29 protein-coding genes and 1 pseudogene are annotated in these 25152 nt (G+C 40.6%); 8 read left to right on the forward strand and 22 right to left on the reverse strand.

What is annotated here, in order from left to right; all coding sequences use genetic code 11:
* Positions 1–72: 72 nt before the first annotated feature.
* From ACZ9EE_RS12280 to ACZ9EE_RS12340, 13 genes are all read right to left on the reverse strand, one after another.
* Positions 73–1143: a sulfate/molybdate ABC transporter ATP-binding protein gene (locus tag ACZ9EE_RS12280; RefSeq protein WP_476027444.1), complete on the reverse strand. Its 1071-nt coding sequence runs from the start codon at positions 1141–1143 to the stop codon at positions 73–75.
* A 1-nt stretch (position 1144) separates the two neighbouring features.
* Positions 1145–2032 (reverse strand): sulfate ABC transporter permease subunit CysW, encoded by an 888-nt coding sequence (gene cysW, locus ACZ9EE_RS12285; protein ID WP_476027446.1) that lies wholly within the window; start codon positions 2030–2032, stop codon positions 1145–1147.
* Between the two features lie 16 nt (positions 2033–2048).
* A complete protein-coding gene (cysT, locus tag ACZ9EE_RS12290; protein ID WP_476027448.1) occupies positions 2049–2870 on the reverse strand; it encodes a sulfate ABC transporter permease subunit CysT in 822 nt (273 codons plus the stop codon).
* Positions 2871–2929: 59 nt separating this feature from the next.
* A complete protein-coding gene (locus ACZ9EE_RS12295) occupies positions 2930–4009 on the reverse strand; it encodes a sulfate ABC transporter substrate-binding protein (RefSeq protein WP_476027450.1) in 1080 nt (359 codons plus the stop codon).
* A 130-nt stretch (positions 4010–4139) separates the two neighbouring features.
* Complete coding sequence (locus ACZ9EE_RS12300) at positions 4140–4310, reverse strand: YezD family protein (RefSeq protein WP_476027452.1); 171 nt, start codon at positions 4308–4310, stop codon at positions 4140–4142.
* A 315-nt stretch (positions 4311–4625) separates the two neighbouring features.
* The gene (locus tag ACZ9EE_RS12305; protein WP_476027454.1) at positions 4626–5150 is read right to left on the reverse strand and encodes a GNAT family N-acetyltransferase; all 525 of its coding nucleotides are present in this window, start codon (positions 5148–5150) and stop codon (positions 4626–4628) included.
* A 13-nt stretch (positions 5151–5163) separates the two neighbouring features.
* On the reverse strand, positions 5164–6177 hold the full coding sequence (locus tag ACZ9EE_RS12310) for a glutathione S-transferase family protein (protein WP_476027456.1): 1014 nt from the start codon (positions 6175–6177) through the stop codon (positions 5164–5166).
* A 161-nt stretch (positions 6178–6338) separates the two neighbouring features.
* Positions 6339–6761 (reverse strand): DUF4395 domain-containing protein, encoded by a 423-nt coding sequence (locus ACZ9EE_RS12315; RefSeq protein WP_476027458.1) that lies wholly within the window; start codon positions 6759–6761, stop codon positions 6339–6341.
* 146 nt (positions 6762–6907) lie between these two features.
* A complete protein-coding gene (locus tag ACZ9EE_RS12320) occupies positions 6908–7363 on the reverse strand; it encodes a DUF2269 family protein (RefSeq protein WP_476027460.1) in 456 nt (151 codons plus the stop codon).
* An 83-nt stretch (positions 7364–7446) separates the two neighbouring features.
* The gene (locus tag ACZ9EE_RS12325; RefSeq protein WP_476027462.1) at positions 7447–7986 is read right to left on the reverse strand and encodes an HD domain-containing protein; all 540 of its coding nucleotides are present in this window, start codon (positions 7984–7986) and stop codon (positions 7447–7449) included.
* A gap of 93 nt (positions 7987–8079) precedes the next feature.
* Complete coding sequence (locus ACZ9EE_RS12330; protein ID WP_476027464.1) at positions 8080–9327, reverse strand: MFS transporter; 1248 nt, start codon at positions 9325–9327, stop codon at positions 8080–8082.
* A 260-nt stretch (positions 9328–9587) separates the two neighbouring features.
* Positions 9588–9770, reverse strand: coding sequence for a hypothetical protein (locus tag ACZ9EE_RS12335; RefSeq protein WP_476027466.1), 183 nt, complete (start codon positions 9768–9770; stop codon positions 9588–9590).
* 181 nt (positions 9771–9951) lie between these two features.
* Positions 9952–10470: an N-acetyltransferase family protein gene (locus ACZ9EE_RS12340; RefSeq protein ID WP_476027468.1), complete on the reverse strand. Its 519-nt coding sequence runs from the start codon at positions 10468–10470 to the stop codon at positions 9952–9954.
* Positions 10471–10590: 120 nt separating this feature from the next.
* On the opposite strand from ACZ9EE_RS12340, the gene ACZ9EE_RS12345 reads away from it, so the two are divergent.
* Positions 10591–10926: a DUF3889 domain-containing protein gene (locus ACZ9EE_RS12345; RefSeq protein WP_476027470.1), complete on the forward strand. Its 336-nt coding sequence runs from the start codon at positions 10591–10593 to the stop codon at positions 10924–10926.
* 41 nt (positions 10927–10967) lie between these two features.
* Here the strand turns inward: ACZ9EE_RS12345 and ACZ9EE_RS12350 are convergent, their stop codons facing one another.
* The 4 genes from ACZ9EE_RS12350 to ACZ9EE_RS12365 all read right to left on the reverse strand — a co-directional run bounded on the left by ACZ9EE_RS12350 (position 10968) and on the right by ACZ9EE_RS12365 (position 14056).
* A complete protein-coding gene (locus ACZ9EE_RS12350) occupies positions 10968–11669 on the reverse strand; it encodes an MOSC domain-containing protein (RefSeq protein WP_476027472.1) in 702 nt (233 codons plus the stop codon).
* A 5-nt stretch (positions 11670–11674) separates the two neighbouring features.
* Complete coding sequence (locus ACZ9EE_RS12355) at positions 11675–12166, reverse strand: HIT family protein (protein ID WP_476027474.1); 492 nt, start codon at positions 12164–12166, stop codon at positions 11675–11677.
* An 85-nt stretch (positions 12167–12251) separates the two neighbouring features.
* On the reverse strand, positions 12252–13124 hold the full coding sequence (locus ACZ9EE_RS12360; RefSeq protein ID WP_476027476.1) for a pentapeptide repeat-containing protein: 873 nt from the start codon (positions 13122–13124) through the stop codon (positions 12252–12254).
* A 227-nt stretch (positions 13125–13351) separates the two neighbouring features.
* Positions 13352–14056 carry a hypothetical protein gene (locus ACZ9EE_RS12365; RefSeq protein WP_476027478.1) on the reverse strand — a complete coding sequence of 235 codons (705 nt, stop codon included), beginning with the start codon at positions 14054–14056 and terminating at the stop codon, positions 13352–13354.
* A 308-nt stretch (positions 14057–14364) separates the two neighbouring features.
* Here ACZ9EE_RS12365 and ACZ9EE_RS12370 point away from each other — a divergent pair, with 308 nt between their 5' ends.
* The 7 genes and pseudogenes from ACZ9EE_RS12370 to ACZ9EE_RS12400 all read left to right on the forward strand — a co-directional run.
* Entirely contained in the window at positions 14365–15114 is a 750-nt protein-coding gene (locus ACZ9EE_RS12370) for a DeoR/GlpR family DNA-binding transcription regulator (protein WP_476027480.1), read from the forward strand.
* A complete protein-coding gene (gene pfkB / locus ACZ9EE_RS12375; protein WP_476027482.1) occupies positions 15111–16028 on the forward strand; it encodes a 1-phosphofructokinase in 918 nt (305 codons plus the stop codon). The genes ACZ9EE_RS12370 and pfkB overlap by 4 nt, the downstream gene beginning before the upstream one ends.
* A gap of 11 nt (positions 16029–16039) precedes the next feature.
* Entirely contained in the window at positions 16040–17923 is a 1884-nt protein-coding gene (locus ACZ9EE_RS12380) for a PTS fructose transporter subunit IIABC (RefSeq protein WP_476027484.1), read from the forward strand.
* 158 nt (positions 17924–18081) lie between these two features.
* On the forward strand, positions 18082–18804 hold the full coding sequence (locus tag ACZ9EE_RS12385; RefSeq protein WP_476027486.1) for an ABC transporter ATP-binding protein: 723 nt from the start codon (positions 18082–18084) through the stop codon (positions 18802–18804).
* Positions 18801–19907, forward strand: a complete 1107-nt coding sequence (locus tag ACZ9EE_RS12390) for an ABC transporter permease (RefSeq protein WP_476027488.1) — start codon at positions 18801–18803, stop codon at positions 19905–19907. Before ACZ9EE_RS12385 ends, ACZ9EE_RS12390 begins: the two co-directional genes overlap by 4 nt.
* Before the next feature lie 11 nt (positions 19908–19918).
* Positions 19919–20569 carry a TetR/AcrR family transcriptional regulator gene (locus ACZ9EE_RS12395; protein ID WP_476027490.1) on the forward strand — a complete coding sequence of 217 codons (651 nt, stop codon included), beginning with the start codon at positions 19919–19921 and terminating at the stop codon, positions 20567–20569.
* 155 nt (positions 20570–20724) lie between these two features.
* Positions 20725–20904, forward strand: a pseudogene (locus ACZ9EE_RS12400) (helix-turn-helix transcriptional regulator); the annotation flags it as partial.
* A 44-nt stretch (positions 20905–20948) separates the two neighbouring features.
* On the opposite strand, the gene ACZ9EE_RS12405 reads toward ACZ9EE_RS12400, so the two are convergent.
* The 5 genes from ACZ9EE_RS12405 to ACZ9EE_RS12425 all read right to left on the reverse strand — a co-directional run bounded on the left by ACZ9EE_RS12405 (position 20949) and on the right by ACZ9EE_RS12425 (position 25150).
* Complete coding sequence (locus ACZ9EE_RS12405) at positions 20949–21785, reverse strand: aldo/keto reductase (RefSeq protein ID WP_476032939.1); 837 nt, start codon at positions 21783–21785, stop codon at positions 20949–20951.
* Positions 21786–21808: 23 nt separating this feature from the next.
* A complete protein-coding gene (locus ACZ9EE_RS12410; protein ID WP_476027492.1) occupies positions 21809–22456 on the reverse strand; it encodes a bifunctional 4-hydroxy-2-oxoglutarate aldolase/2-dehydro-3-deoxy-phosphogluconate aldolase in 648 nt (215 codons plus the stop codon).
* A gap of 205 nt (positions 22457–22661) precedes the next feature.
* Positions 22662–22817, reverse strand: coding sequence for a hypothetical protein (locus ACZ9EE_RS12415; protein WP_476027494.1), 156 nt, complete (start codon positions 22815–22817; stop codon positions 22662–22664).
* A 1-nt stretch (position 22818) separates the two neighbouring features.
* Entirely contained in the window at positions 22819–24069 is a 1251-nt protein-coding gene (locus ACZ9EE_RS12420) for a Ger(x)C family spore germination protein (RefSeq protein WP_476027496.1), read from the reverse strand.
* Positions 24044–25150: a GerAB/ArcD/ProY family transporter gene (locus ACZ9EE_RS12425; protein WP_476027498.1), complete on the reverse strand. Its 1107-nt coding sequence runs from the start codon at positions 25148–25150 to the stop codon at positions 24044–24046. Before ACZ9EE_RS12425 ends, ACZ9EE_RS12420 begins: the two co-directional genes overlap by 26 nt.
* Positions 25151–25152: the final 2 nt, after the last annotated feature.

Here is a 25152-nt window from a genome sequence, read left to right on the forward strand (position 1 = left end):
AACAATTGTTAAAAGCCAGGGATATTAAAATGAAAGGGCCTGCCTCGTTTTTGAGGAAGGCCCAACTTAAATCTATATGGAATAATCCTCTGGGATAAACACCTTTAACTGCTTTGGTTTTATATATACTTCTTCCCCATTTTTAAGGTCAAGGTTTCGAAAATATTCCTTCGTTAATTCGGCTTCTAAATAATCACCAGTATCGTTTCGTATTAATTCCACCTGGACAATTGCACCAATTTGATGAATATAATTGACTTTGGCGCCTGCATAATCCTGCCTATATTCCCGTCTGATACTAATATCATGCGGTCTAGCATACCCAACCGCTTCGGTATTAATAGTCTCTGCAAATTCGGGAGCGTCCACTTCGAACTCCCCTTGCTGTAATTTTCCATTATGCAAACGGCCTTTAAATAGATTCACATTTCCTAAGAAGTGATAAACAAACGGACTATTCGGGTGTTCGTAGACTTCCTCCGGCGTGCCAATCTGTTCAATTTTCCCCTCATTCATGACGACTATCCGGTCAGCCACATCAAGGGCCTCCTCCTGATCATGGGTCACAAATATACTAGTAATTTGATAATCATCATGCAGCCTTCTTAGCCAGCGGCGAAGGTCTTTTCGTACCTTGGCATCCAAAGCGCCAAACGGTTCATCTAACAAAAGCACCTTAGGCTCGACTGCTAATGCCCGGGCAAGGGCGACACGCTGCCGTTGTCCGCCTGATAAATGCGACGGATAACGATTCGCAAATGCTTCAAGTTTTACTAGTTTCAATAATTCAGTGACTTTTTCTTTTATTTCACTTTTTGAGGGTCTATTTTTACGCGGACGGACTTTTAAACCATACGCAATATTATCAAAAACCGTCATGTGGCGGAATAGGGCATAATGTTGAAAAACAAAGCCAACCTTGCGTTCTTTTGCACTCAATAGAGTAATATCCTCATCGCCAAACAGGATTACACCATCGCTGGCATCTTCTAGTCCAGCAATGATTCTTAAGAGAGAGGTTTTCCCAGATCCAGAAGGTCCGAGGAGTGCAACCAGTTCCCCAGTTTGAATGTCTAGATTAATATGTTCAAGGGCTTGAAAGCTTCCGAACGATTTAGAGATGTTATTAATTTGAATGCTCATTTTATGCTTCCCCCTCTTCTGGTATCATGGTCTTATGTGCTTTCCACTCAATGATATTTTTCACTACTAACGTGATGATCGCGAACAGTGACATTAGTGATGCGACGGCAAAGGCCGCCGAAAATTGATATTCATTATATAAAATTTCAATATGAAGCGGCATCGTATTCGTCATTCCGCGAATATGCCCAGAGACAACCGATACCGCACCAAATTCTCCGATGGTCCGGGCCGTACAGAGAATCACTCCATATAATAAGCCCCATTTTATATTTGGAAGGGTTACCAGCCAAAACGTTTTCCATCCGCTTGCCCCAAGTGTCATCGAGGCCTCTTCATCGGCTGTTCCCTGTGTTTGCATTAACGGAATTAATTCTCGCGCTACGAAAGGCAAGGTGATTAGCAAGGTGGCCAGCACAATGCCCGGAACGGCAAAAATTATTTTTATATCATGCGCCTGCAGCCATGGACCAAATAATCCGTGACTGCTGAATAACAAAACAAACACCAGCCCGGCAATAACCGGTGAAATCGCAAACGGCAGGTCAATAATCGTAATCAGCAGACTTTTACCTTTAAAATTAAACTTAGTAATCGCCCATGCCGCGGCCACGCCAAAAATCGCGTTAAGCGGAACGGATATCAGAGCTACAAGCACTGTTAATTTAATCGCCGCTACGGCATCTGGATTGCTGATCGCCTCAAAAAATACGGCACTGCCTTTATCAAAGGCCTTTATAAAGATAGCAATAAGCGGTAAAACCAGAAACAAACCTAAAAATCCGACCGCTAATGTAATCAATAGATAACGAACCCAACGTGGTTCAGCTTCTTTCTTGGGATTCTGTATCTGTGGATTTGAGTATTGTAATGGAACATGTCCGGACATTATTTACACCCCATTATTAAATAAATTTTCGATTGGTCCACCATTGTAATAAGTTAATAACCAATAGCATGCAAAAGGAAAAAACAAGCATGACAGCGGCAATCGCAGTTGCTCCCGCATAGTCATATTGTTCTAGCTTTGTCATGATTAACAACGGGGTAATTTCTGTTTTCATCGGCATATTTCCTGCAATAAATACCACAGAACCATATTCACCCAGCGACCTGGCAAATGCCAAGGCAAAGCCTGTCAGAGCAGCAGGGAACAGCTCAGGCATAACCACTTTTACAAAAGTCTGGACCCTGTTTGCCCCTAAGCTCGCAGAGGCCTCTTCCACTTCTTTATCCACGTTCTGTAACACAGGCTGTACCGTTCGAACCACAAAGGGTAAGCCGATAAACATTAAGGCCACAGTAATTCCGAGTGGAGTAAACGCCACTTTAAAGCTTAAAAACTGTCCAACCCAGCCATTTTCCGTATACAAGGTCGTTAAGGCAATCCCAGCGATCGCGGTTGGCAATGCGAATGGTAAGTCTACGAGCCCATCAATGATCCGCTTACCTGGAAAACGGTATCGAACTAGGACCCAAGCGATTAAAACTCCAAAAATAACATTGATCGCTGCCGCCATTAGAGATGCACCGATGCTTAACTTATAGGATGCCATAACCCTTGGCTCCGAGATGGTATGCCAAATTTTTGACCAAGGAGCTGACGCCGAGTTTATAAAAATCATCGATAAAGGCAAGATAACTAGAATACTAATATAGGTCATCGTGAACCCTAGCGACAGTCCGAAACCAGGCAATACGCCTGTTCTCTTTTTAAAAAGACCCATGAGGTTGACCCCTTCCGATTTAGATACATAGGGAGCACGAATGCTCCCTATTCATATTCTTATTTTGGCTGATAGATTTGGTCGAATGTCCCGCCATCATTAAAATGTTTTTCTTGCGCCTTTTTCCAGCCGCCAAAATAATCATCAATCGTGACCATCTTAATTTGTGGGAAGACATCCGCATATTTCTTCAGAATTTCCTCGTTCCGAGGACGATAGTAATTCTTCGCGATAATTTCCTGTCCCTTATCGGAGTATAAATATTCAAGATAGGCCTTTGCCACTTCTTGTGTTCCCTTTTTATCTGCCACTTTGTCAACAACAGCTACCGGCGGTTCCGCAAGAATGCTGAGTGACGGATTCACGACCTCAAACTTATCTTTTCCTAGCTCATTTAAAGTAAGGTACGCTTCATTCTCCCAGGCAATTAACACATCACCAATTCCGCGTTCTACAAACGTAGTCGTTGCACCACGTGCTCCTGAATCTAACACTTCAACATTTTTATATAATTGACTCATAAAGTTCTTGGTTTTGGCTTCATTTCCGCCAAATTTCTCTTGAGCATACGCCCAAGCGGCTAAATAGTTCCATCTAGCACCGCCAGACGTTTTTGGATTCGGAGTGATAACAGAGACTCCTTTCTTCGTCAAGTCATCCCAATCCTTAATTCCTTTTGGATTCCCTTTTCTAACTAAGAAAACAATCGTTGAAGTATACGGTGTAGAATTATCCTTTAAATTCTTTTGCCAGTCCTTTGCAAGCAAACCATTATTAGCAATCTCATCAATATCATAGGCCAATGCCAGTGTTACAACATCTGCCTCAAGTCCATCAATAACTGCACGCCCTTGTTTACCAGAACCTCCATGTGATTGTTGAACGGTGACCTGCTGACCGGTTTTCTTTTCCCAGTATTGAGCAAATTCCTTATTGTACTCTTCATAAAGTTCTCTCGTCGGATCGTACGAGACGTTTAATAACTGGACTGGATCTTTCTTTTTAGTCGTATCTTGAGCGGCTGTTTTCTCTTTTTTCGTGGATGTTTCAGTACTAGATTTCTCGTTACTGCTGCACCCTGCTAAAATAAGTGCGATTAACACAAGTACCAGTGTAAATTTGTATAAATGTTTCTTCATCATGATTCCCCCTCTGATTTAAAAAAGCTGCTTAATTTTTATCCCTGCTTAGGAATCGTTGTGCCTCTCTCCAGGCAGAACTTAAGCATATGTAAAATTAAGCAGCCTTCAGTCGACTGATCGGCTAGAATTAAACTCTTTGATTTTTTGCAGTAGAACGTCTTGATTCAAAACGAGTCTTTTCTGTTTTATCTATTTGTGTGATCGCCCCGTCGTGAATCGTGATTGTAACAGAACCATACTCAATATTTTTTAATGCTTCTAAAATAACTTTTGTTCTCTCTTGATCTATTGCTGCCATTAGACCCTCTCCCTTTAAATTTAATTTATCAATATCACATCAGAATACTTGGTTTTATGAATAAAAAATTTTAAGGTTCCATCTGATTGACTACAATGCGGACTGCACTTACTAATTGGATACGTCATTTGCTGATCTCTCCTCTCTTAGACAAAAAAAGGCTTATACTCTCGTCTGGGAGTATAAGCCTTTGGTTGACCAATCAGCTTAACCTTTTTATTTAATAATTGGGCTTGAATTATTTCCATTTTATTCTGACTTTTCCGAGGTGTCAAGTGGGTTTTAGGATAATTTTATTAAATTATTAAAATATTTTTATTGATTAGATAGAGTTTCTTTATCAAAGCTGAGTCGGTAGGCTTTTACAATGATACCGTCATTGGCAGGTTGAAAATCATGTTGCGGTATACGCTCAAATCCAAGCCGTTCATATAATCTCATTGCACCAGTCATAAATTCTCCTGTATGCAAACCAATCGATTGGAAGCCTTTTGCTTTTGCCCTGGTGATGCATTCAGAAATCAGCGCCGTTGCAATCCCTTTTCCTTGGGCCTCAGGGGCGACAGCGAGCATGCGGATTTCCGGATAATCCAGTTTCTCGACATTGCCTTCGTAGGCATCTGCTTTAGCCGGGTATAAAACCACACTGCCGACAATCATTCCATCAATTACTGCCACGATACGTTCAATATCAGGATTGGTATCGGAATCAGTAGAAATGGCGTGTTTCAATGCATTCCAATGACCTGCTGGCAGGCATTTGGCGTGTATTTCATAAGCATAAACCCTTTGTTCTCGAATAAATGGCAATTCGCTTTCTAAGCAATCACGTAAGATCATTATCCCTTTACTCCTATTCTGCTTTCTCACATTTTATTAAAAATTTCTCAGGCTTATTACTTAAATTTTGACGATTATGATGGGAAGTTAGTCCCGAAAGATCTGGCCCTTTCGGCAAAATATGATAACTTTTTTGGTCATTGCTTGAGATATGGTTAGATAAATGGTAATGCCTTTTAATCGCATCAAAATCAGTCGTATCGCCAAAGCCAGGTGTCTGAAATAAATCGCGTAAATATCCCCATAAATTCGGAAAATCAACGATTCGATTACGATTCGCCTTAAAGGCGGAGTAATAGGCTGCATCAAAGCGGACAAGTGTAGCATAAAGTCGAATATCTGCATCGGTAATATAGTCGCCAAATAAGAATCTCTGTTTTGAAAGTCGTTCTTCTAATTCATCTAATCTTGAAAATAAGATATCATAGGCCAGTTCATATGCCTCTTGGGACTGGGCAAATCCGCATTTATAAACCCCGTTATTCACATCCTGAAAAATGATATCATTTAATTGGTCAATCTCGTCCCGTAAGTGTTCAGGATATAAATCCGGGGCATTCTCTTTATGAAACGGTGCCCATACGGTTTCGAAATAGTTTGTTAGTTTAAAATAATCATTATTGACGACCTTTTGTTCTAAAATATCGACGATAACAGGAACGGTGGGCCTGCCAGTGTAATCAGGATCTGTTTTTAAATATATTTCACTCATATAGCGAATCCCTAAGACTGGATCAACGCCATCCTTGTCTAACGAAAATTCCCAATCCACATGTGGTAAATTCGGTCTCATCGGACTGGCAGTCCCTAAACTGATGACCTCTTCCAGCCCCAGCAGACTGCGGACAATAACAGAACGATGTGCCCAAGGGCAAACTGCTGACCATAGCAGGCGGTATCTTCCTGCCTCAATGGCAAGCTCTCCTCCCTGATGTCCAAACGGAGTTGTAAATCTATTTTTTTGGCGATTAAACGAGCCATCAGTCTTAATTTCGTTTACTGATCCCTTACTCTCACTTTCCTGCATATTAACACCCTCTCCTATTGATCATTTAATTTTAGTAGTTCTATCTTTTATCGGTCAATACAAATAACTGACTATACACAATATTTAAAAATAATTTTTTTTTTGAAAAAAAATGCCCTTGCACGGATAGCAAGAGCTTTTGGCAGCCACTAAGTAAGATATTAAGAGGAACGCCGGTATTTATATTGTCTCCATTGATAATGGATAAAGCAGCCGATACAAAATCCAAGAATGGCGACAAATGCTGCAGCCGCAACTAGAATGGTAAAGATCAAGCCCAACGTATTCCAGCCCGCTAAAAAGCTAATAAAACCTACAGCCAGACAAGAAACAGCCAACTTCTGATTAAACTGTTGCTGCTCCCAATCTTCAGGAATGTAAGCCTTAGTCTCTCTTTTTAAAAATAATTTTGCAAACTGCATTATCGGATTGAATCCGAATAGTAGTCCACTCAACCCAGCAAGAAGCGGTATTAATAAAAGCCACTCTATACCAGATATCCATGTGAGGACCACACTTAGAACAATAACCCATTGGTTTGTTCTTACAAGCGGACGAGGAATTGATCGTATATCGTCAGTCATCCAAAATACCCACCTTTCTCATTGGAATTATATGTTTTATTTCAATTTAGTTTAACTTGAATTTATTTTTTTGTATAGTCAAACAGCCGTCAATTTTCCTTTACAGCAAAAAAGGTATGCACATATATATGCGATACCCTCCTTAGTTAGTATGGTTTTAATATCATAAGAGCGATGATAATGATGAAAATCAAATTTTCTAGGTATTCACAGCGAAATAAAATTTTCGCTAAACGCCAGTACTCCTCAGGGATCTCCTCACCTTGATGTGCCGCCAGCAATGCTTTTACAGGTTTTGACCTTGGAGACAAGACGAGCGGACCCATCGCAAGGGCCGCTAAAAATAAGACCAAACTTGTCACATACCAGCCCATCCGAAACAAGCTGGGATTTAAAATGCCCATTGTTAGGCCTGTAACCAGCAGCAGTGTGCCGCCTGCCATTACAAAAATATGGAGCTTGTGTCTGATCCGATAGGAATGTCTCAATTCAGTCATAGTATTTCCTGATTTAATGACCGTTGTTAGAATAAACCCCGGACCCATTCCGATGATCGCAGAAAAGATATGAATGAACACAACCATTTTGTAGAATGTAATCACTTGTAAACCTCCATAACCAGTTCCAATGTTCCCATTCTACCATATATTCGATAAAAGTCTGAGCTGCTGGGTTTACACGATCATTATCTATTAAATAAATAATGCACCGCCTCTTCCAATTCTTCAACTAATGGAAAGGAGTTTTGGTATCTCAGACTTTCTACAATCTGGGTATAGTACCATTCTTGTTTTTCCTTACCGGCATTAAATTTGCTCCAAATTTCATTCCCTATTTGCTGATAATCGTTCGTAATGGAACGTATGTTATGTAATTTATCCGCACAAGCGACTGCCCGGATATCACTTGGAGCGTTTTTTAAGTATTCGATCGTATGTGTTTTTCGTTGGCCCCACGATAAAGATTTATCCGGTTCAGAGCATCCAGCAACAATTTCCGCAATCTTGGTTCCGAATTCCTGTTCAACGTCTTGCAATGAAAGGTCTGTGTCTTCTACCGTATCATGAAGGATACCAGCCGCTATCAGCACTTCATCGTATCCTGCCTTCATTAAAATCATCCCGACTGCAACAGGATGCACAATATAGGGGATATCGCTTCCTTTTCGGCGTTGATTGACATGGGCTTTAGCCGCAATTTGCAGCGCTTTTTCAATGACATTCATTTGTTTTTCCCTCCTTTTTTACATCCTAATTTTACCAAAAAGAAGATAAACTTAAAAGGAGCTTGGATCTCCAAGCTCCTCTCTTTTGTTCATTTAAGCTTCTTTACTTTTTTCCAATACCGTAGATCCCTTGAATAGAGGAACTAGAAAAAGGACTCCGATTACAAACAGCAAAGCGGTCGTTTCATACATTGAAACTAGGGAAAAAGTCTTTTTCAACCAACCGCTCGTTGTCATTGTAATCACCATGCATCCCATGAAAATCGGATTTAATATCCCATTAACCCTGCCAATAAAGGCGGAATCGGTATTCTTTAAGATCATGGTATTGATTCCGATATGCACACATGGCATAAACAAGCCGCTGATAAATTGCGCTGTCAATGTCAGCCAAAACATGTCGGAAAGCCCCATTACCAAAAAGCCAAGTGCGCTGACACTCATACCAATCGCCAGCAGAATCTGCGCCGGTGTCTTTTTGGCGAACCCGACCGTTAAGCCCCCGCCTAAAATCATTCCGATTCCAAATGCCGCCATTAGCCATTGAAGCTGCTCTTTCGGCAAACCGAGCTGTTCAGTTACGAGAAATACCGCTAAAGGCTGGGTAAGGCCAAGCGCCAATCCCGCTGCCGCAAAACTGCCTCCAAGCATGGTAAGGGCACGGCTCTTCCATACATAATTGAAACCCGCCTTCATCTCTTCCAGTAACGTCGTAGCTTCTGACTTTTCTTCTACTTCATAGTCTGCCGGCAGAAGAAATAAGATCCCCGCTGAAAGTAAAAAGGCTACACCCATAATGGCAATCGCTGCATTGATTCCAAAATGCTGGTAAACAAACGTTCCAAGTACCGGTCCAAGAATCATAAACAAAGCAAAGATAGTTTGATAAATGGACATTCCCATTTGAATGAGCTCTTCTTTTACATGAAGTTTAAAAAGCTTCATTCCAGCAGGTTGTGAAAATTGCGATAAAATCGACGATACCAATGTTGCAAAAAAGATGACTTTCCATCCGCCAAAGAACAGAGCCAGCAAGACCACAAAAATCGAAATAGCACTAAGAAAATCACACCATATCATCGTCCTTTTCGGTTTCCAGCGGTCAGCAAACGTCCCGCCGATAAAAGAAAACAGAAAGATTGGGGCAAACTCCGCTACCGATATCAGTGATACAGCGACAGGGTCTTCATTTGTTTTTTCTACCACATATAACAATATGGAATAATTCCTTACCCAAACCCCAATTTGCAGAAAAAACGTCGAGAGTAATAACGTCTGAATTACCCTATTTCGAAGCAATGAACCAATTGAAACATTTGCATTTGTATTTGCTTGTTCCATAAAAAAACCTCCTTATCCAACAATCCGGACAGGAGGCACTTTAGGACATAAAACGGCAAAGTACTCGACTACTTCGCCACATTTATTAAAAAGCCCGCACGAATCCTATCCAGAATATGTTCGTTATCCGAATTTTTTCCAAAAATAGGATTAGTTAATCATCAGACTTTAAGTCACCCTTTTCGTTATAACGTATGTTTATCTTACTGTAATTCCAGTTTAGAATCAAGTGACTTTTGTAACTTTATGGAATTTTTCCTCTATTCGTGATCAAGCTCCTCTGTCAAATGTTTCGAGCTAAGATTAAATTCTGTATAATTATTAAGATTAGGACTGTTATTTAAAATCTGATGTGCATCCCACTGGGCCTTTAAAGGTTGAATGTAATGTTCTGGAACAACAACCCCTCTTTTTTTCAAATGCGAAAAAATGCTTTCTGTCATACTCAAGCGACCCCTTTCCTGTTAGAAGTGACACACTTGCTCCTCTATATCATTATATCACCCGAACCGCACATTTGATAGCGCTTTCATTAATTTCTAATAAAAGAAAATAACGTTCAGTTTGGATCATGAACGTTATTCATCATTTGGATTAATCATATATATATCCTTCCTTCAGCAACTAATTCCCTGTGTTATTTAAATGTAAGACCATATAGGCATCATCATAATATTTTCCGTTTATTTTTAAAGCATTCTTTTCTAGTCCAAACTCTTGAAAGCCGAATTGGGTATAAAGCTGTTTAGCACTGAGATTACTGGAAGTTACATTTAAATTGATTTGTTCAACTCCCTCGATATCCTTCGCCTTCTGGATGGCTGCATTCATCAATCCCTTTCCTGCCCCTAATCCCCGGCTGCTAGGTGTAACATACATAGCAAAAATATTTGCCCGATGACGAATTTTTATCCGTTCTTCTTGCAGAAGAGTCACAACGCCAATTAGTTTCCCCTGATCGAACGCACCAAAGGTAAAATTTCCTTCTGCTGTAAAGTTACGAGCTGTTTGTTCCACGGCGTTTTCCCTTGTGACTGACTCTTCATAGCTAGTTAAGAAGGCCTCGGGATGGTTCTTTAATGCTTCAAGCCTTAATCCCCAGTAGCTGTTGGCATCAGTAGGAGTTAATAACCGAATTTTCATTATCGCTCTCTCCTTTGATCATTTCGACTAGAAACTCTGAACGCTGACGATCTCCACTTTCAATTATTTCCAACATAAGTTATAACCCGATAACCAATGCTAATAAAAAGGGGTAATCATATGAAAAAACTTCTAGTCAGTTTGATTATTACGTTTGTTTTTATAGATATGGGATTATGGCAGATCCCCCACGAGGCCGCCGCCCAACAAAAACCCATCCCGCCATATGCCAAATGGGGAACCTTCGCAATGAAAAAAACGCAAGAAAGGTATCCTCAGGCAAAAATTATTGATTATCTTCATATTGGGAGAGTATCAGGCCCACGAACCAGCACTGAAAAATTTAAACTCTGGTTAAAAGATGACAAAAAGGAATTTGGCGTGTTTGTGGATATTGAGTTCAACCCTGCAACCAGTCAGGTCATCAGGACTACTTTTAAAGAAGCGACACGGTAAATGAAGGAGGGAATGTTGAGTTTCCCTCCTTCTTGGATTGGTCATTCGTTCGGACCGAACACTCTATTGCGAATATCTGGGGTTTCTCGTTTTTCCACCCGTTGCTGTAAAGTTTCCCTCATCCCAGGAGCGAGAAATTCACAAGCGGCGAGTTCCTTCATTTTTTCAAAATCTTGTTTTTGACCATGAAGGATTTCATTGCATGTTTGGATTGTCCAGTGTGGGCACGGACGTTCCAATAAGGTAACCGATTGGCCTTCCTCCACTAGACCTTCATTTAACACACGGAAGTACCAGCCTGTTCGGCCGGTGTTTTGTATTAACAGGGCTAATGTCTTCGTTTTAAATCGGCGCGCCGGCTTCCAGCATGGCTGCCGTGGCTGCGATATTTGAACAATGGCTTCACCAATTTGGAAGGTATCTCCAATTGAGACATCGGCTTCTGTAATATTTTTTAGAACAAAGTTTTCACCCATTCCACCTAAGGAAATATCGGTAATATTGTGTTCATTTTGCCAGTATGGATAGTGTTCGGAGGAATAAGCAAAAACCGCTTTCTCCGGCCCGCCATGATTTTTCTGATCATATTGGCCGTCGCCATTTAGGCCTGTTTTCCCAACCCAGACCGAGCCTTGGACAGGTTCTTTAAAAATGGCACTCGTCCATTCACGGTCCATCGGTTGGTTGGCGTCTTTTTGACCCACCGTTTTTGGCAGACCTGCATAAACCTTATGTAATAACATCTTGATTATCTCTCCCCACGTAATGCCTTTGTCAGCAGGCTGATAGCTTCGATTACCTCATTTACATTCTCTTGATCATTCATTTCATTTCTAGCATGGCGTAACACCGGCCTTAGGGATTCGACAGAACGGCCAAACTCGTTCATCCATTTGTAACGAGGAACCATCCAGGTGTGAAAATGGTGAGTAGTATCTTCGTTATAAAAATAATAAACATGGTCGATTCCTAAAACTTCTCTTTGCGCTTTTCTGATTTTCGTTAGTAAGTGAATATAATCAAGCTTCTCTTCTTCCGTTAATTCGTCAAAACCATATATATGCCGCTTGGAAGCTAAGATGATTAATCCTTTGATAGGGTAAGCGACATCCTGATGCGCGTGGAAATGCTCCGTCTCGATGACAACTCCACCATCAGGCTGCACTATGCCGCTCGTTAATGCACAGCTTAAACATTCTACCTCAACCGTGGTTCCGTTAGATAACATGATTTGTCTCATTACTATTCCCCTTTACTAGAATGCTATCTTTTTTAGTATAGTAGGGATAGGCAGGATCATGAATTAAAAGGCATATAAAATGAGTTTAATTTGTACTATTTTTGTTGGGAGATTCGGCTGACCAGTGTGATGGATAAGAAAGTAATCGAGGCAGCTTGGTCTTGGCATCTCCCTTGGCAGCATTAACTTGTGCTTGAATAAGAAAGATACTTCCAGTCAAATCGGCTCCGCTTAGGTTAGCATCGCGCAGGTCGGCACCAATAAAATCTACATTTCTTAGGTCAGCTTCTCTTAGGTCAGCCGCAATCAGATAGGCCCCACGTAAGCTAGTTCCTCTCAAATCCGTTTTTCTTAAGTTAGCTCCGATAAGGTCAGCACCACGACTTATCTTTCGTTTTGGTTTCGAACCGGCACGGACAAGTTCACTTGTTTTTACAAGTAAGTGATTGATCTCCGCTCTGTGTGCGGATACATTGAGTTGCTTAAGTTCGTTTGGACTTAGCAATGTAAGTTTTTCAGTTTGAGCGATGGCCTGACGAAGTGGTGTATGGATGGCTGCTGTGGATTTTAATGATAGGGCTTCAGATAAATACCAGAGCATCTCCTGTAGCTGCTGGACGATTGGGAATATAGCAAACATATCCTTGGTTGTTTCAGTGTCGCTGTGGTCGCGCCAGTCCTTACCTTGGTAGATAACTTGTGAGACTTTTTGTCCCGCTCCAAAACATTCATAAACCGCACAGCCTTTGAATCCTTTTTTCCTTAAATGCTGATGGATTCCGCAACGAAAGTCTGATTGAAGATTCGGACAGGGTGTGCCGCCATCTTTGTCAAAAGCGAAGTCTGCTGAAGCAGCATAAGGCAAGGCGACACAGCACAACCCAAAGCATTCTTCACACTTGGCACGAAGATGCTCTTGACTGCGGTCATCACGTAATAAAACTCCATGATTAGACATACGTTCACTCCTTTCTATTATCTACTATAAAACAAATGAATCAGGGATGGGAGTAGTTTTTTGGTTAGGCTTTGATTGGATCTTCTAAAATAAAATCCTTAAGGACTTTCCAAAAGAAATCATACTGGCTATTAGCTGCCCATTTTTAAGCCTTGTCATGAGGGAGCGTCTTTGAGCTAAAAAAACACAAGCAATCCAGATCGCTTGTGCCTGTAAAAATAATCCATTTATTCTTTATCTCCCGCAGAAGCAGCACCAAGAATATTTCTAAATGTTTTCCTCCATACCAAATACCCGTACTCCATTGTTGACAACGTCAACCCCATCCAGGCAGACAGACACGAACCTGGATAAAACTCATATGTACCCTGTTGGACAGTCTCTCCTTCATTCTCCCTCTTACACCGGCCAGAAGCAATTTTTTCAAGAGCGGGATCTTCCACCACATCCAGAGACACAGCTGCCACCTTTTCAGAAGCCTCAGCAGCGCCCTCTTCTCCTGCTTCTGATAGATCCACTACTGAATCAGCCACAGAACCGGAAGTCTTTTCAGGAACTACAGCTTCAAAAGATTCCCCCATTCTTGGAATCTCCGGTTCTGCCCCCTCATTCTCTTGAAGCAACCCATCAACAGGTCCGCCAGACATCGAGTTGATGGCCTCCGTTATAACCTTCGCAATTTCTTCCTTTGACAATACCTTAATGGAGATCCACCCGCGTGGATCCACCTGAAAACCGTGCTTTTTAATCGTATCCTCTGACATATACTTCCCGATCACGTAGCCATTTCCACTTGGGTGTAATTGTGTGGCCAAAATCTGCCCCTTTTGAACACTTTCAGGATAAACAAAGCTCACCTTTCCATTACCGTTCATCTTTTCCTTCAACTTAAATGAATGAAAAATAGCCTTTTTTTCCTCAAAAGATAACACTCCAATGACTCCCTTCCAAAACACCTATATTTTTTAAAAAAAAACAGGCAAAACTAATAAAGTAACAGTCATCAACTTCCAAGTAAATTTTACCAATACCAACATTATTATACCAAATAAATGACACTGGGACTTAATTTCTAGCCATTTTATAAGCCTTAAAGCCTTTTTTAAAATTACGTCAAAATAGTGAATGTTTTTGGATGTTATAGATTGTTTATGAAAGTTTTTGATTGATTTTTTCTCAAAAAGTCAGTATGATAGAACTACAAGTAAGTAATGAAAGCGTTTTATAGGAGGCAGATAGGATGTTAGAGCCTGAACGCCATCAAATTATTCTAGAAACATTAAAGAAAAAGAACTCCGTTAAGCTGCATGAACTAGTTGAGCTTACGAATTCATCAGAGTCTACGATTCGCCGGGATCTCACCCAACTAGAAGAAGGCAAATTTCTTAAAAGGGTCCATGGTGGTGCAGCCAGACTTCAAGGAAAGCTGCAAGAACCCAGCATGACTGAGAAATCATCCAAAAACCTTCAAGCTAAGCGGGAAATCGCTCAATACGCTGGAGGCTTGGTTGAAGAAGGTGATTGTATCTATTTAGATGCAGGATCGACTATTTATGAAATGATTCCTTTCCTTCCTAATCAGATTGTCGTTGTAACAAACGGACTTATGCATGCAAACGAGCTTCTCGACAGAAATATAAAGACATATTTACTAGGTGGTCAAATCAAGCCTACTACCAAAGCCATGGTTGGCCGCGGTGCACTTGAGAGCCTCGAACAGTACCGTTTTGATAAATGCTTTATGGGCGTAAATGGAATACACCCACAATTAGGGTATACAACTCCTGACCAAGAAGAGGCCATGATTAAACAACAAGCTATTAACCTAGCTCGTGAAGCCTACGTTTTAGCAGATGAGTCAAAGTTCTCTGAAATATCATTTGCAAAAATAACTGACCTTCACGAAGCAACAATCCTTACAAATCAGTTGGACCTCGATTCGAAGGAACAGTATTCCAGTAAGACAAAAATAAAGGTGGTTACTTCATGATTTATACAATAACGCTAAATCCATCACTTGATTATATCGTAGAGTTAGAACAAGTCACTTTAGGCGGATTAAACAGAACGAAAAAAGAAACTAAATTACCAGGCGGTAAAGGGATTAACGTATCACAAGTCCTAAAAAGATTAGGTATAACGAATAAAGCCCTTGGATTTATCGGCGGCTTTACAGGTGATTATATTGAAAACTATTTAAAGTCACTTGAAATTAACACGGATTTTGTCAGGGTTGATGGTGATACAAGAATCAATGTCAAGGTTAAGTCAGAATCAGAAACAGAAATCAATGCTGCTGGTCCTAGCCTAACCAAAGAAAACTTTGACGAATTAAAGCAAAGAATATACGAATTAACTAGCGAAGATACCCTTGTTTTGGCAGGAAGCATACCTTCCACTATGCCGACAACGACATACGAACAGCTGGCCGAGATTTGTAATGAAAAGGGAATTAAATTTGTGGTTGATGCCGAAGGAGACTTGCTAAAAAAGGTCATTCCATTGCAGCCTTTCTTAATCAAGCCTAACCATCATGAACTTGGTGACTTATTTGATAAAACGCTCTCCACTTGTGAAGAAGTGATTCCCTATGGAAGAGAACTTATCAAACAAGGTGCACAAAATGTCATCGTCTCACTTGCAGGTGAAGGTGCAGTCCTAATTAACAGAGACAAAGCCATCATCGCAACGGTCCCAACAGGAGAGGTTAAAAGCTCCGTTGGTGCTGGGGATTCTATGGTAGCTGGCTTTCTAGCAACCTATGAAAAAACAAAATCGATTGAAGAAGCCTTCCGCTTTAGTGTTGCGTCAGGAAGTGCTACAGCCTTTTCGATTGGTCTATGTACCCCTGAAAAAATTGAAAGTTTACTGCCGCAAGTAAAGCTCGAAACGAAATTATTTTAAGGAGAATGTCTATGAAAATTACAGAGCTTTTAACCAAAAATACTATTAACTTAAACATAAAAGGCACACAAAAATTAGATGTAGTTGAAGAGCTAGTTACCGTCTTAGATCATGCAGGTAAATTAACCGACAAGGCAGAATATAAAAAAGCCATTTTAGCAAGAGAAGAGCAAAGTACCACTGGCATTGGAGATGGGATTGCCATTCCTCATGCCAAAACAAAAGCAGTTAAACAAGCAGCGATTGCTTTTGGCCGATCAACAGGCGGCGTAAACTATGAATCTCTTGACGGCCAGCCTGCCCACCTTTTCTTTATGATCGCAGCAACAGAAGGTGCAAATAATACTCACTTAGAAGCACTGGCACGTCTTTCAACTATCTTAATGAACCCAGAGGCTCGTCAACAGCTGTTAGAAGCAAAGTCCGAAGATGCAGTGTTAGCAACCATCAATAAGTATGATCAAGAAGATAAAGAAGAAACACAGTCAATGTCTGGGAAGAATCAGTTTATTGTAGCGGTTACTGCGTGTCCAACTGGAATTGCCCATACGTATATGGCAGCGGATTCCTTAAAGGCAAAAGCGAAGGAAATGGGTGTCGACATTAAAGTCGAAACCAATGGATCCGGCGGAGCGAAAAACGTCCTGACAGCAGAAGAAATTGAAAACGCTGTGGCGGTTATCGTTGCGGCTGATAAAACAGTAGAAATGGCCCGCTTCAACGGCAAGCATGTGATTGAAACTGCGGTAGCAAATGGAATTCGCAAGCCGAAGGAATTAATTGACAAAGCGTTAATGCAGGATGCTCCAGTTTACCATGCTGCTGGCGGGGCAGGTTCCGCTAATAAAGAAGCTGGCTCACAAGGCGGGCGTGGTGTAGGTGCAACGATCTATCGTCACTTAATGAACGGTGTATCCAACATGCTTCCATTCGTGGTTGGCGGCGGTATTTTGATTGCCATTGGTTTCATGTTTGGCTTTAATGCATTTAATCCAGATGACCCATCATATAACCCAATTGCAGAAGCCCTTCATACCATTGGCGGCGGTAATGCCTTTGCTTTAATGGTCCCTGTCCTAGCTGGTTTCATCGCAATGAGTATAGCGGATCGTCCTGGATTCGCTGCAGGTATGGTTGGAGGTATGCTGGCAAATGCCGGCGGTGCAGGTTTCCTAGGCGGACTTATTGCAGGTTTCCTTGCTGGTTACTTAGTCGTAGGTTTGAAGAAAGTATTAACGTTTATGCCAGCATCACTTGAAGGTATTAAAACGATTCTTTTATATCCATTATTAGGTATCGCCTTAACCGGATTTATCATGTTATTTGTTGTCAATAAACCAGTCGGTGCGCTTAACCAAGCCATCTCTCACTGGTTATCCAATCTTGGAACTGGAAATGCCGTATTACTTGGAATTATCCTTGGTGCAATGATGTCGTTTGATATGGGCGGCCCAATCAACAAGGCAGCATACGTATTCGGTACTGGATTATTAGCAAATGGTGTATATGAGCCAATGGCAGCGATTATGGCAGCAGGTATGGTTCCTCCACTAGGTATTGCTATCGCAACGACTGTATTCAAGAAAAAGTTCAGCCAGCAGGATCGTGAAGCAGGTAAGGTAAACTACATTATGGGATTATCTTTTATCACTGAAGGGGCAATTCCGTTTGCAGCCGCAGACCCGCTTCGTGTCATTCCTTCTGTAATGGCAGGCTCTGCTGTAGCAGGTGCATTATCGATGATATTCCATATTGGCCTTCGTGCCCCTCATGGCGGAGTATTCGTAATGCCACTTGTTAGCGGTAACTGGTTGCTTTACCTGTTATCCGTTGTGATTGGAGCAGTTGTTTCCGCAGTCCTTCTTGGAATCTTGAAAAAGCCTGTCACAGAGTAATAGATAATAAGCTCGATTTCCTTACTGGGAATCGGGCTTTTTTTATGCTAGCGTCCCATTAATAAACTTTTTCAAAACACAATTGACCTAATTCCTTTTGTGATTATATAATAAAAGTGAGTAATCACTCATTTTTTATTCCCGAAGGGGGTTTATCTATGTCGGCATCAATTCTTTTGAAAGATGTTAGTAAAAGTTTTGGAAAAAAAGAAGTGTTGCATAATGTTAACCTATCTATTGAACCCGGACAAATCTACGGCCTAATTGGGCCCTCTGGCTCCGGCAAAACCACTCTAGTAAAAATTATTGTCGGAATGGACCGTCCCTCCAAAGGTGATGTACAGGTTCTTAATACGAAGGTACCTAACTTACACTTGCTGCAAAAAATTGGTTATATGGCCCAAGCCGATGCGCTTTACACCGACTTAACAGGTGAAGAAAACCTGGCCTTCTTCGCTTCTCTTTTTAAACTAAGAAAAGAAGTACAAAAAGTACGTATTGCCTATGCCGCCAATTTAGTCAATCTCACCGCCGATTTAAAAAAGAAGGTTCAAGACTACTCAGGTGGAATGAAACGCAGACTTTCTCTAGCAGTTGCCCTTATTCAGGACCCACAGGTTCTTGTTTTAGATGAACCTACAGTCGGAATCGACCCTGAGCTGCGTCTCTCGATTTGGACTGAAATCCAGCGTTTGAAGCACGCGGGCAAAACGATATTAGTCACGACCCATGTTATGGATGAGGCCGATAAATGTGATTATCTTGCCATGGTTCGAGATGGTGAAATTATAACAAGCGGCTCACCGCAGGAATTAAAGAAACAGTACGGAATTGCTACATTAGAAGAGGTATTTTTAAAGGCTGGCGGTGTTAAAAAATGAGAATCCTTGCTTTAGTTAAACGAATTATCCATCAAATGCTCCGCGATAAACGTGCACTTGCCTTGATGATGGTTGCTCCATTATTAATTCTCACTCTTCTCCATTACCTGCTGGGAAGTAATACGGTAGACCCGAGAATCGGTGTGATCGGAGCGGACGCTTCCCTTGTTAAACAATTAAAAAGTAAAGATATTATGGTTAAAGAATATCAAGAGCGTTCCAACTGGGACAAAGTTATTAATGAAGATGATTTAGATGCGGTCCTTCAAGTCAAAGATAACGATATCGATTTAACGCTAGTAAATGACCAGCCTTCAGCGACTAAGGCCTTGCTAATCAAGATTCAACAGACGATCGCCGTGGAAAATGGAAAAAAACAATCGGCAAAGATGAGCCAATTCCTTCAACAGATTCAGAGTAAGCTTCGAGGGACACCAATAAACATTGAACAGGCTAAGGCTCCAAAAATTAAAACGACATACATTTACGGTGATAAGGATACAACCTTTTTTGATCAGTTAAGCCCTATCTTAGTTGGTTTCTTTGTCTTCTTCTTTGTATTTCTCATTTCAGGTATCGCTTTACTTCGGGAACGGACCACTGGAACGTTGGACCGTTTATTAGCCACACCGATTCAACGAAGAGACATTGTGTTTGGATACTTGTCAGGTTACGGCTTATTTGCGATTATTCAAACCCTGATTGTCGTCGTTTATGCGGTCAAAGTATTAGACATTATGCTCGTGGGCTCGTTTTGGAATGTGGTCATTATTAATTTGTGCCTTGCGCTTGTTGCCTTGTCGCTTGGGATCCTTTTATCAGCTTTTGCCAATTCCGAATTCCAAATGATGCAGTTTATTCCAATCGCCATTGTTCCTCAAGTCTTTTTCGCGGGAATCTTTCCGTTTGAAGGAATGGCCGACTGGATGCAAGTGATCGCAAAAATTATGCCCCTGTATTACGGCGGGGATGCGTTGGTTTCCGTTATGTATAAAGGGCTAGGCTTTAATGATATTATGAACGATCTGCTCGTCTTATTAGGATTTGCTCTTGTTTTTATCCTCCTAAATATAGTAGTTTTGAAAAAGTATCGAAAAATTTAAAGGAGCTAACGATGTTTGAACAAGAAGAAATGCTCATTCAGCAACTGTTTGATGAGGATAAATTAACTGAAAAACAACGGAAGATACTTGTTGCGGCGATTGAGTCGTTTTCTGAAAAAGGGTATGCCTCCACGTCCACAAGTGAAATTGCTAAAAAAGCTGGTGTAGCGGAAGGAACGATTTTCCGTCATTATAAAACTAAAAAAGATCTATTAATGGCAATCGTTGTCCCCATCATGGCAAAGGTGGTCGGCCCCTATATTATAAATGACTTTGATAAAGTCTTAAACCAGCAATACGACCGCGTCGAGGATTTTCTCAGGGCCACGATCGATAACCGCAGAGATGTCTTAAAGAAACTGCTCCCTGTAGTTAAAATCATGCTTCAAGAGATTCCATTTCACCCAGAGCTGCGAGAACAATTTATTGATTTGGTTGCAAAAAATTTGTTTGGCCGTGTTTCAAACATCATTGAAGGCTACCAGCAAAAAGGGCAAATTACTGAAATGCCTCCCATAAGTGTAGCCCGTCTCGTGATTACTAGTGTCATGGGTTACTTATTTTCACGGTATATTCTATTCCCAGATGCTCCGTGGGATGATGAAATGGAAACAGAGCGCACGATTCAGTTCATCATGCATGGGTTAGGAAAAAAAGAATAATTCATGAAATAACCTGTACCTGAGCTTAAGGATACAGGTTATTTTTATGTGGAATATGATAGAATCCAATTATCTAAATCTATTGTTTCTGGTGTTTATACTAAAATAACCTGTTCAATCAAAGCAGAAAATGACAGGGAATTTATATCCACAGCAAAGTGATTGATATCGCCTTAAAATACGGATACGACACTTCTGAGGCTTTTTCCAAGGCCTTCCGAGGCCAGCATGGTTTAACACCAAGACAGGCCAGAAATCATATTGGAAAGCTAAAATCCTATAACCGCCTGGTCATCCAGGTAAATTTGAGCCCGCAAAAATGGATGATAGATAAAATAGCACAAGCAATCTAAAGTTGACTGCTTGTTCTCTGGTATGTTTAAAAACCAACCGTCATCTTATCCGGATGAGAACCTGCACGACTATCTTGGTTTAATCCATCAATTCTGTCCATATCCTCTTGGGACAACTCAAAATCAAAGACCTCGGCATTCTCAATAATGCGATTCTCCTTAATCGATTTTGGAATCGTCACTACTTCATTCTGCAAATCCCAGCGCAAGATGACTTGAGCTACGGATTTATTGTACTTTTGGGCAATATCGACAAGAACCGGTTCGCTGAGCAGCTGTCCTTGTTTTAAAGGAGACCATGCCTCAAGTTGAATACCTTCTTTTTTACAGAAAGCGTGAAGCTCCTTCTGTGTTAAATGCGGATGATACTCCACCTGGTTCACCATTGGTTTAATTTCAGCCGAACTAATCAAATCTTCTAAATGGTGGATTTGAAAATTGCTTACGCCGATGGCACGCACACGACCATCCTTATATAGCTTTTCAAACGCTCTCCACGTATCTATATATTTATCTTTTCCCGGCCAATGAATTAAATAAAGGTCCAGATAATCTAGTCCAAGCTTGTTAAGGCTCGTTTCAAAAGCGTTTAGCGTGGATTCGTAACCTTGTTCAGAATTCCAAAGCTTTGTCGTAATAAACAACTCTTCGCGGGGAATGCCCGACTCTTTAATTGCTTGGCCTACACCCTCTTCATTGTTGTAAATCGCAGCCGTGTCGATGCTAACGTATCCGTTCCGTAGAGCAGCTTTAACAGATTCAACAACTTCTTCGCCTTCTTTTACCTTAAACACGCCTAATCCCATCCATGGCATTTTCACGCCGTTATGTAGTGTCGTCGTATCTTTTAGATTAGCTGGCACCATCTTATCCCCCCTATCGGTTATTATCCTCTTGCCGCTTGTACTTTTTCGATATACTGCTTTGCATATTCAGTGATTTTTTCATATTCCCCGGTTTTAGCAGGTGCAACTAAATTTCCGCCTACACCAACCGCGACACAGCCATTCTTAATCCATTTATCAACATTCTCCAAATCAACACCGCCTGTTGGCATAATATTAATTTGTGGAAGCGGCGCTTTAACAGCCTTAACAAAATCTGGACCATAGGCACTGCCAGGGAATAATTTCACAATATCTACTCCCGCTTCTAACGCACGCTTCATCTCAGTAAGCGTCATGCAGCCTGGCATATAAGGAATTTGATAAAGATTACATAGTGTTGCCGTTGCTTCATCAAACGCCGGGCTGACCACAAACTGAGCTCCGGCTAAAATCGCAATTCTAGCAGTAGCCGCATCAAGGACAGTTCCTGCGCCAATCACTACATCAGGATGATTTTGATAAAGCGCTGCCAATCCTTTAATTACTTCATCTGCACCTTGAACAGTAAAGGTCACCTCAATACCCTGAATTCCGCCTTTTACACAGGCTTCAGAGATGTTTACGGCCTCTTCCTTAGAATCCGCACGGACAACTGCGACTACCCCGCAATCTACAATTTTTGTTAAAATATCGATTTTTTTTAGCACGCTGATCACCTCTTCAAATCTATTTTTTTCAAATAATCTACTTACATAGTATAAACCTATTTTATAGCTTAACGAAAGTATCTACATTCGTATGTATAAAAGTACTTACCTTTTAAAAAATGAACCCAGCTGCATTACCAGGTTCTCTTACTTATCTAAGCGTACTTAATATATGGGGTATCAATGATCAAAGGGCTTTCTTCTCTTACATAATAGTAAAGAACGGAAGGACGATTATGGCGAGGCACAGGAAAAATACAGCAGCAGCACTTAATTTTTGTTTTTCCTTCCAAAGGGTAACGCCAAAACCAAAGGTATAGGCTGTAATGCCAAACAAGATGATGTAAGTTATGAATTGCATCCTATCCTCCCACATTGACCGGTTTTTTTGATTGCTTTCCATAATCAATAATCTCTATTTCCGGTTTTACGATAATATCGGCTCTTAAAAACGATTTCCCCCAATTGAATTTTTCAAAGTCCTTGATCGTTAAAAAATAGGGACGTGCATAAAGGGATAAAGGATATGGTACACCCTTTAGTTGTGTTTGTGATTTTTTAAATAAATTTTCATTCATTACCTTGAAAAAGCTAATCACTTGTTTTTTAAGTATTTGCCTGTTTTTTTCAGATGTGTAGGAAACCATCGATGGATTGGTCATAATTTCTACTTTTAAAGGGATGCTGATAATCATTTGGGGCTTCGTCCCTTTTAAATTTTTCATTTTCACCTTATTATTTTCCCTTTTCATTATTCTGGCAGCAAATTGCATCCCTTTGTTAGAAAAAGGATCCGGAATATCGATTAATATATCTTTGATGTCGGTTGTATCATCAAGAATATTGACAAACCTCGTTTCCTGGCCAGTGAGCTTTTTCGTCATCACTCCATTCTTAAAAACAGCCGAACCAATAAATTGCGTATCATCCAGTTCACCGGTTGCATTTACCTGGCCCGCAATGTATTCATCTTCACTTTTTATCTTGGTCTTCTTACTCTTTACAGCCGTCGTATACATCGCTAAATAGAGGTCAGTACCTCTCTCGAGGGTTTTAAAATAGCGGAATAACGTTGAATCTGGAATCATCCCATTTTCAATACCGTGATCAACCATGTATTGAAAGTACTTATGCGGTCTAGTTTCCATTTTCGGTTTATTTTGCATGAAATAGGTACTTGCATTTTCTTTAGAAACGGCCAAATAAGTATTCATACGAATTTCTTTGTCCTTTTGGGTGTCAGAAATGGTCGTCGGAAAATTTTTATCCTTCGCATATTTCTCAGATACGATAATAATTTTTAAAAATTCATAACTTATGTTTCGAGAAATGATCGAATTGGCGGTCCCTTTGGCGGCAATAAGATCATTCACATCAAAGGTAATGATTTCTCGAGGCTTTTCGATTGACCCCCCGCCGCCCTGCATACTGCCTACCTCAGGATTCGCAAGCAGCATGGTCACTTTGATTTTTCCTTTATGTTCGGATTTATCAATTCCTAACCCAATTACATAGGAGCGATCTTCGATTTCCTGTCGATCCCAACAGCCCGTTAAAAGGCATACTACACTTAGAAATATCATTCCTTTACATACTATTCCTGTTTTTCGCATGTTTAAATTCTCCTCTTAACATTGCGGCTAACCAAAGCAAGACAGACATAGAAGTATATACAAGCCCAGCAGCACTCGAAATAAACATTTTAAGCTGACTGACCACTACTGCTGATTCGGGAAAGCTTCCAATTAATAAATAAAGTGTGGCTAAGGATGGAATTAAGTATTCGAAATCTTTGATTTTAAACAGAAAACCGAACATCATTCCATTAATATACAAAAATGCCGTAAAGCGAATAAATGCTGACATTAGCCAAATGACAAAAAAGATGATTTCTACATTAGGAAGATAGCTTCCCAGTGATATAAAGCGGATCAGTGTATGAAAAGGATAGCCAATTGTTCCTAACGAAGTGTCAAACATACAGATATAAGCTAGAATCATCACACTTAGGCTAAAGGTGATAAATATAAAAGAAATCCAGGTTCCTTTACGGAAATCCTTTCCAGAAGTTATAAAAGGGATGATGGTCGTAAATAGAAAAAAATCAGCAAACAATGATAGTCCAAGAAAGCTGCCTTTAACGATTTTTACAGGTCCTGACCCTAAAATCGGAAACATTGCGCGAATCGTACTGGTTTTGGTGCTTAACATAAAGGCAATATATAAGGAGATAACGGCATAGAAAACAATCAGATACGATACAGATCCAATATGTTGAATTCCTCTTTTGGCACCATATGCACATATTGCAAATAACAAGGCATAAATCACTAGTACCGGGGATGTTGGAAAATAAAATGTCCGGATGATATTAGAATAAGACCTGGAATCGAACGATACCCCACATGAGCTAATAAGGAAAATCAGCAGGCACATCAAAAAACCAATGTACTTGCCAAATAATTTTCGAATCACAGAAAACAAATCCTTGTCAGGGTACAATGTAAGTGTTTTTAATAATAAAAGTAATGGAACAACAAAAATTCCCGCGGCAAGAATGGGAATCATCCAGGAGGCATTTTGTACTACTTTGTAGAGAATGGTCGGGGTATCTTCGGTCGCCTTCGCCCCAACCATTAATATAGCAATAGATACATATTCACGAATACCAAGCTTTATCTGCTGCTGATCCATAA

Source organism: Bacillus sp. URHA0034, from assembly GCF_056280405.1.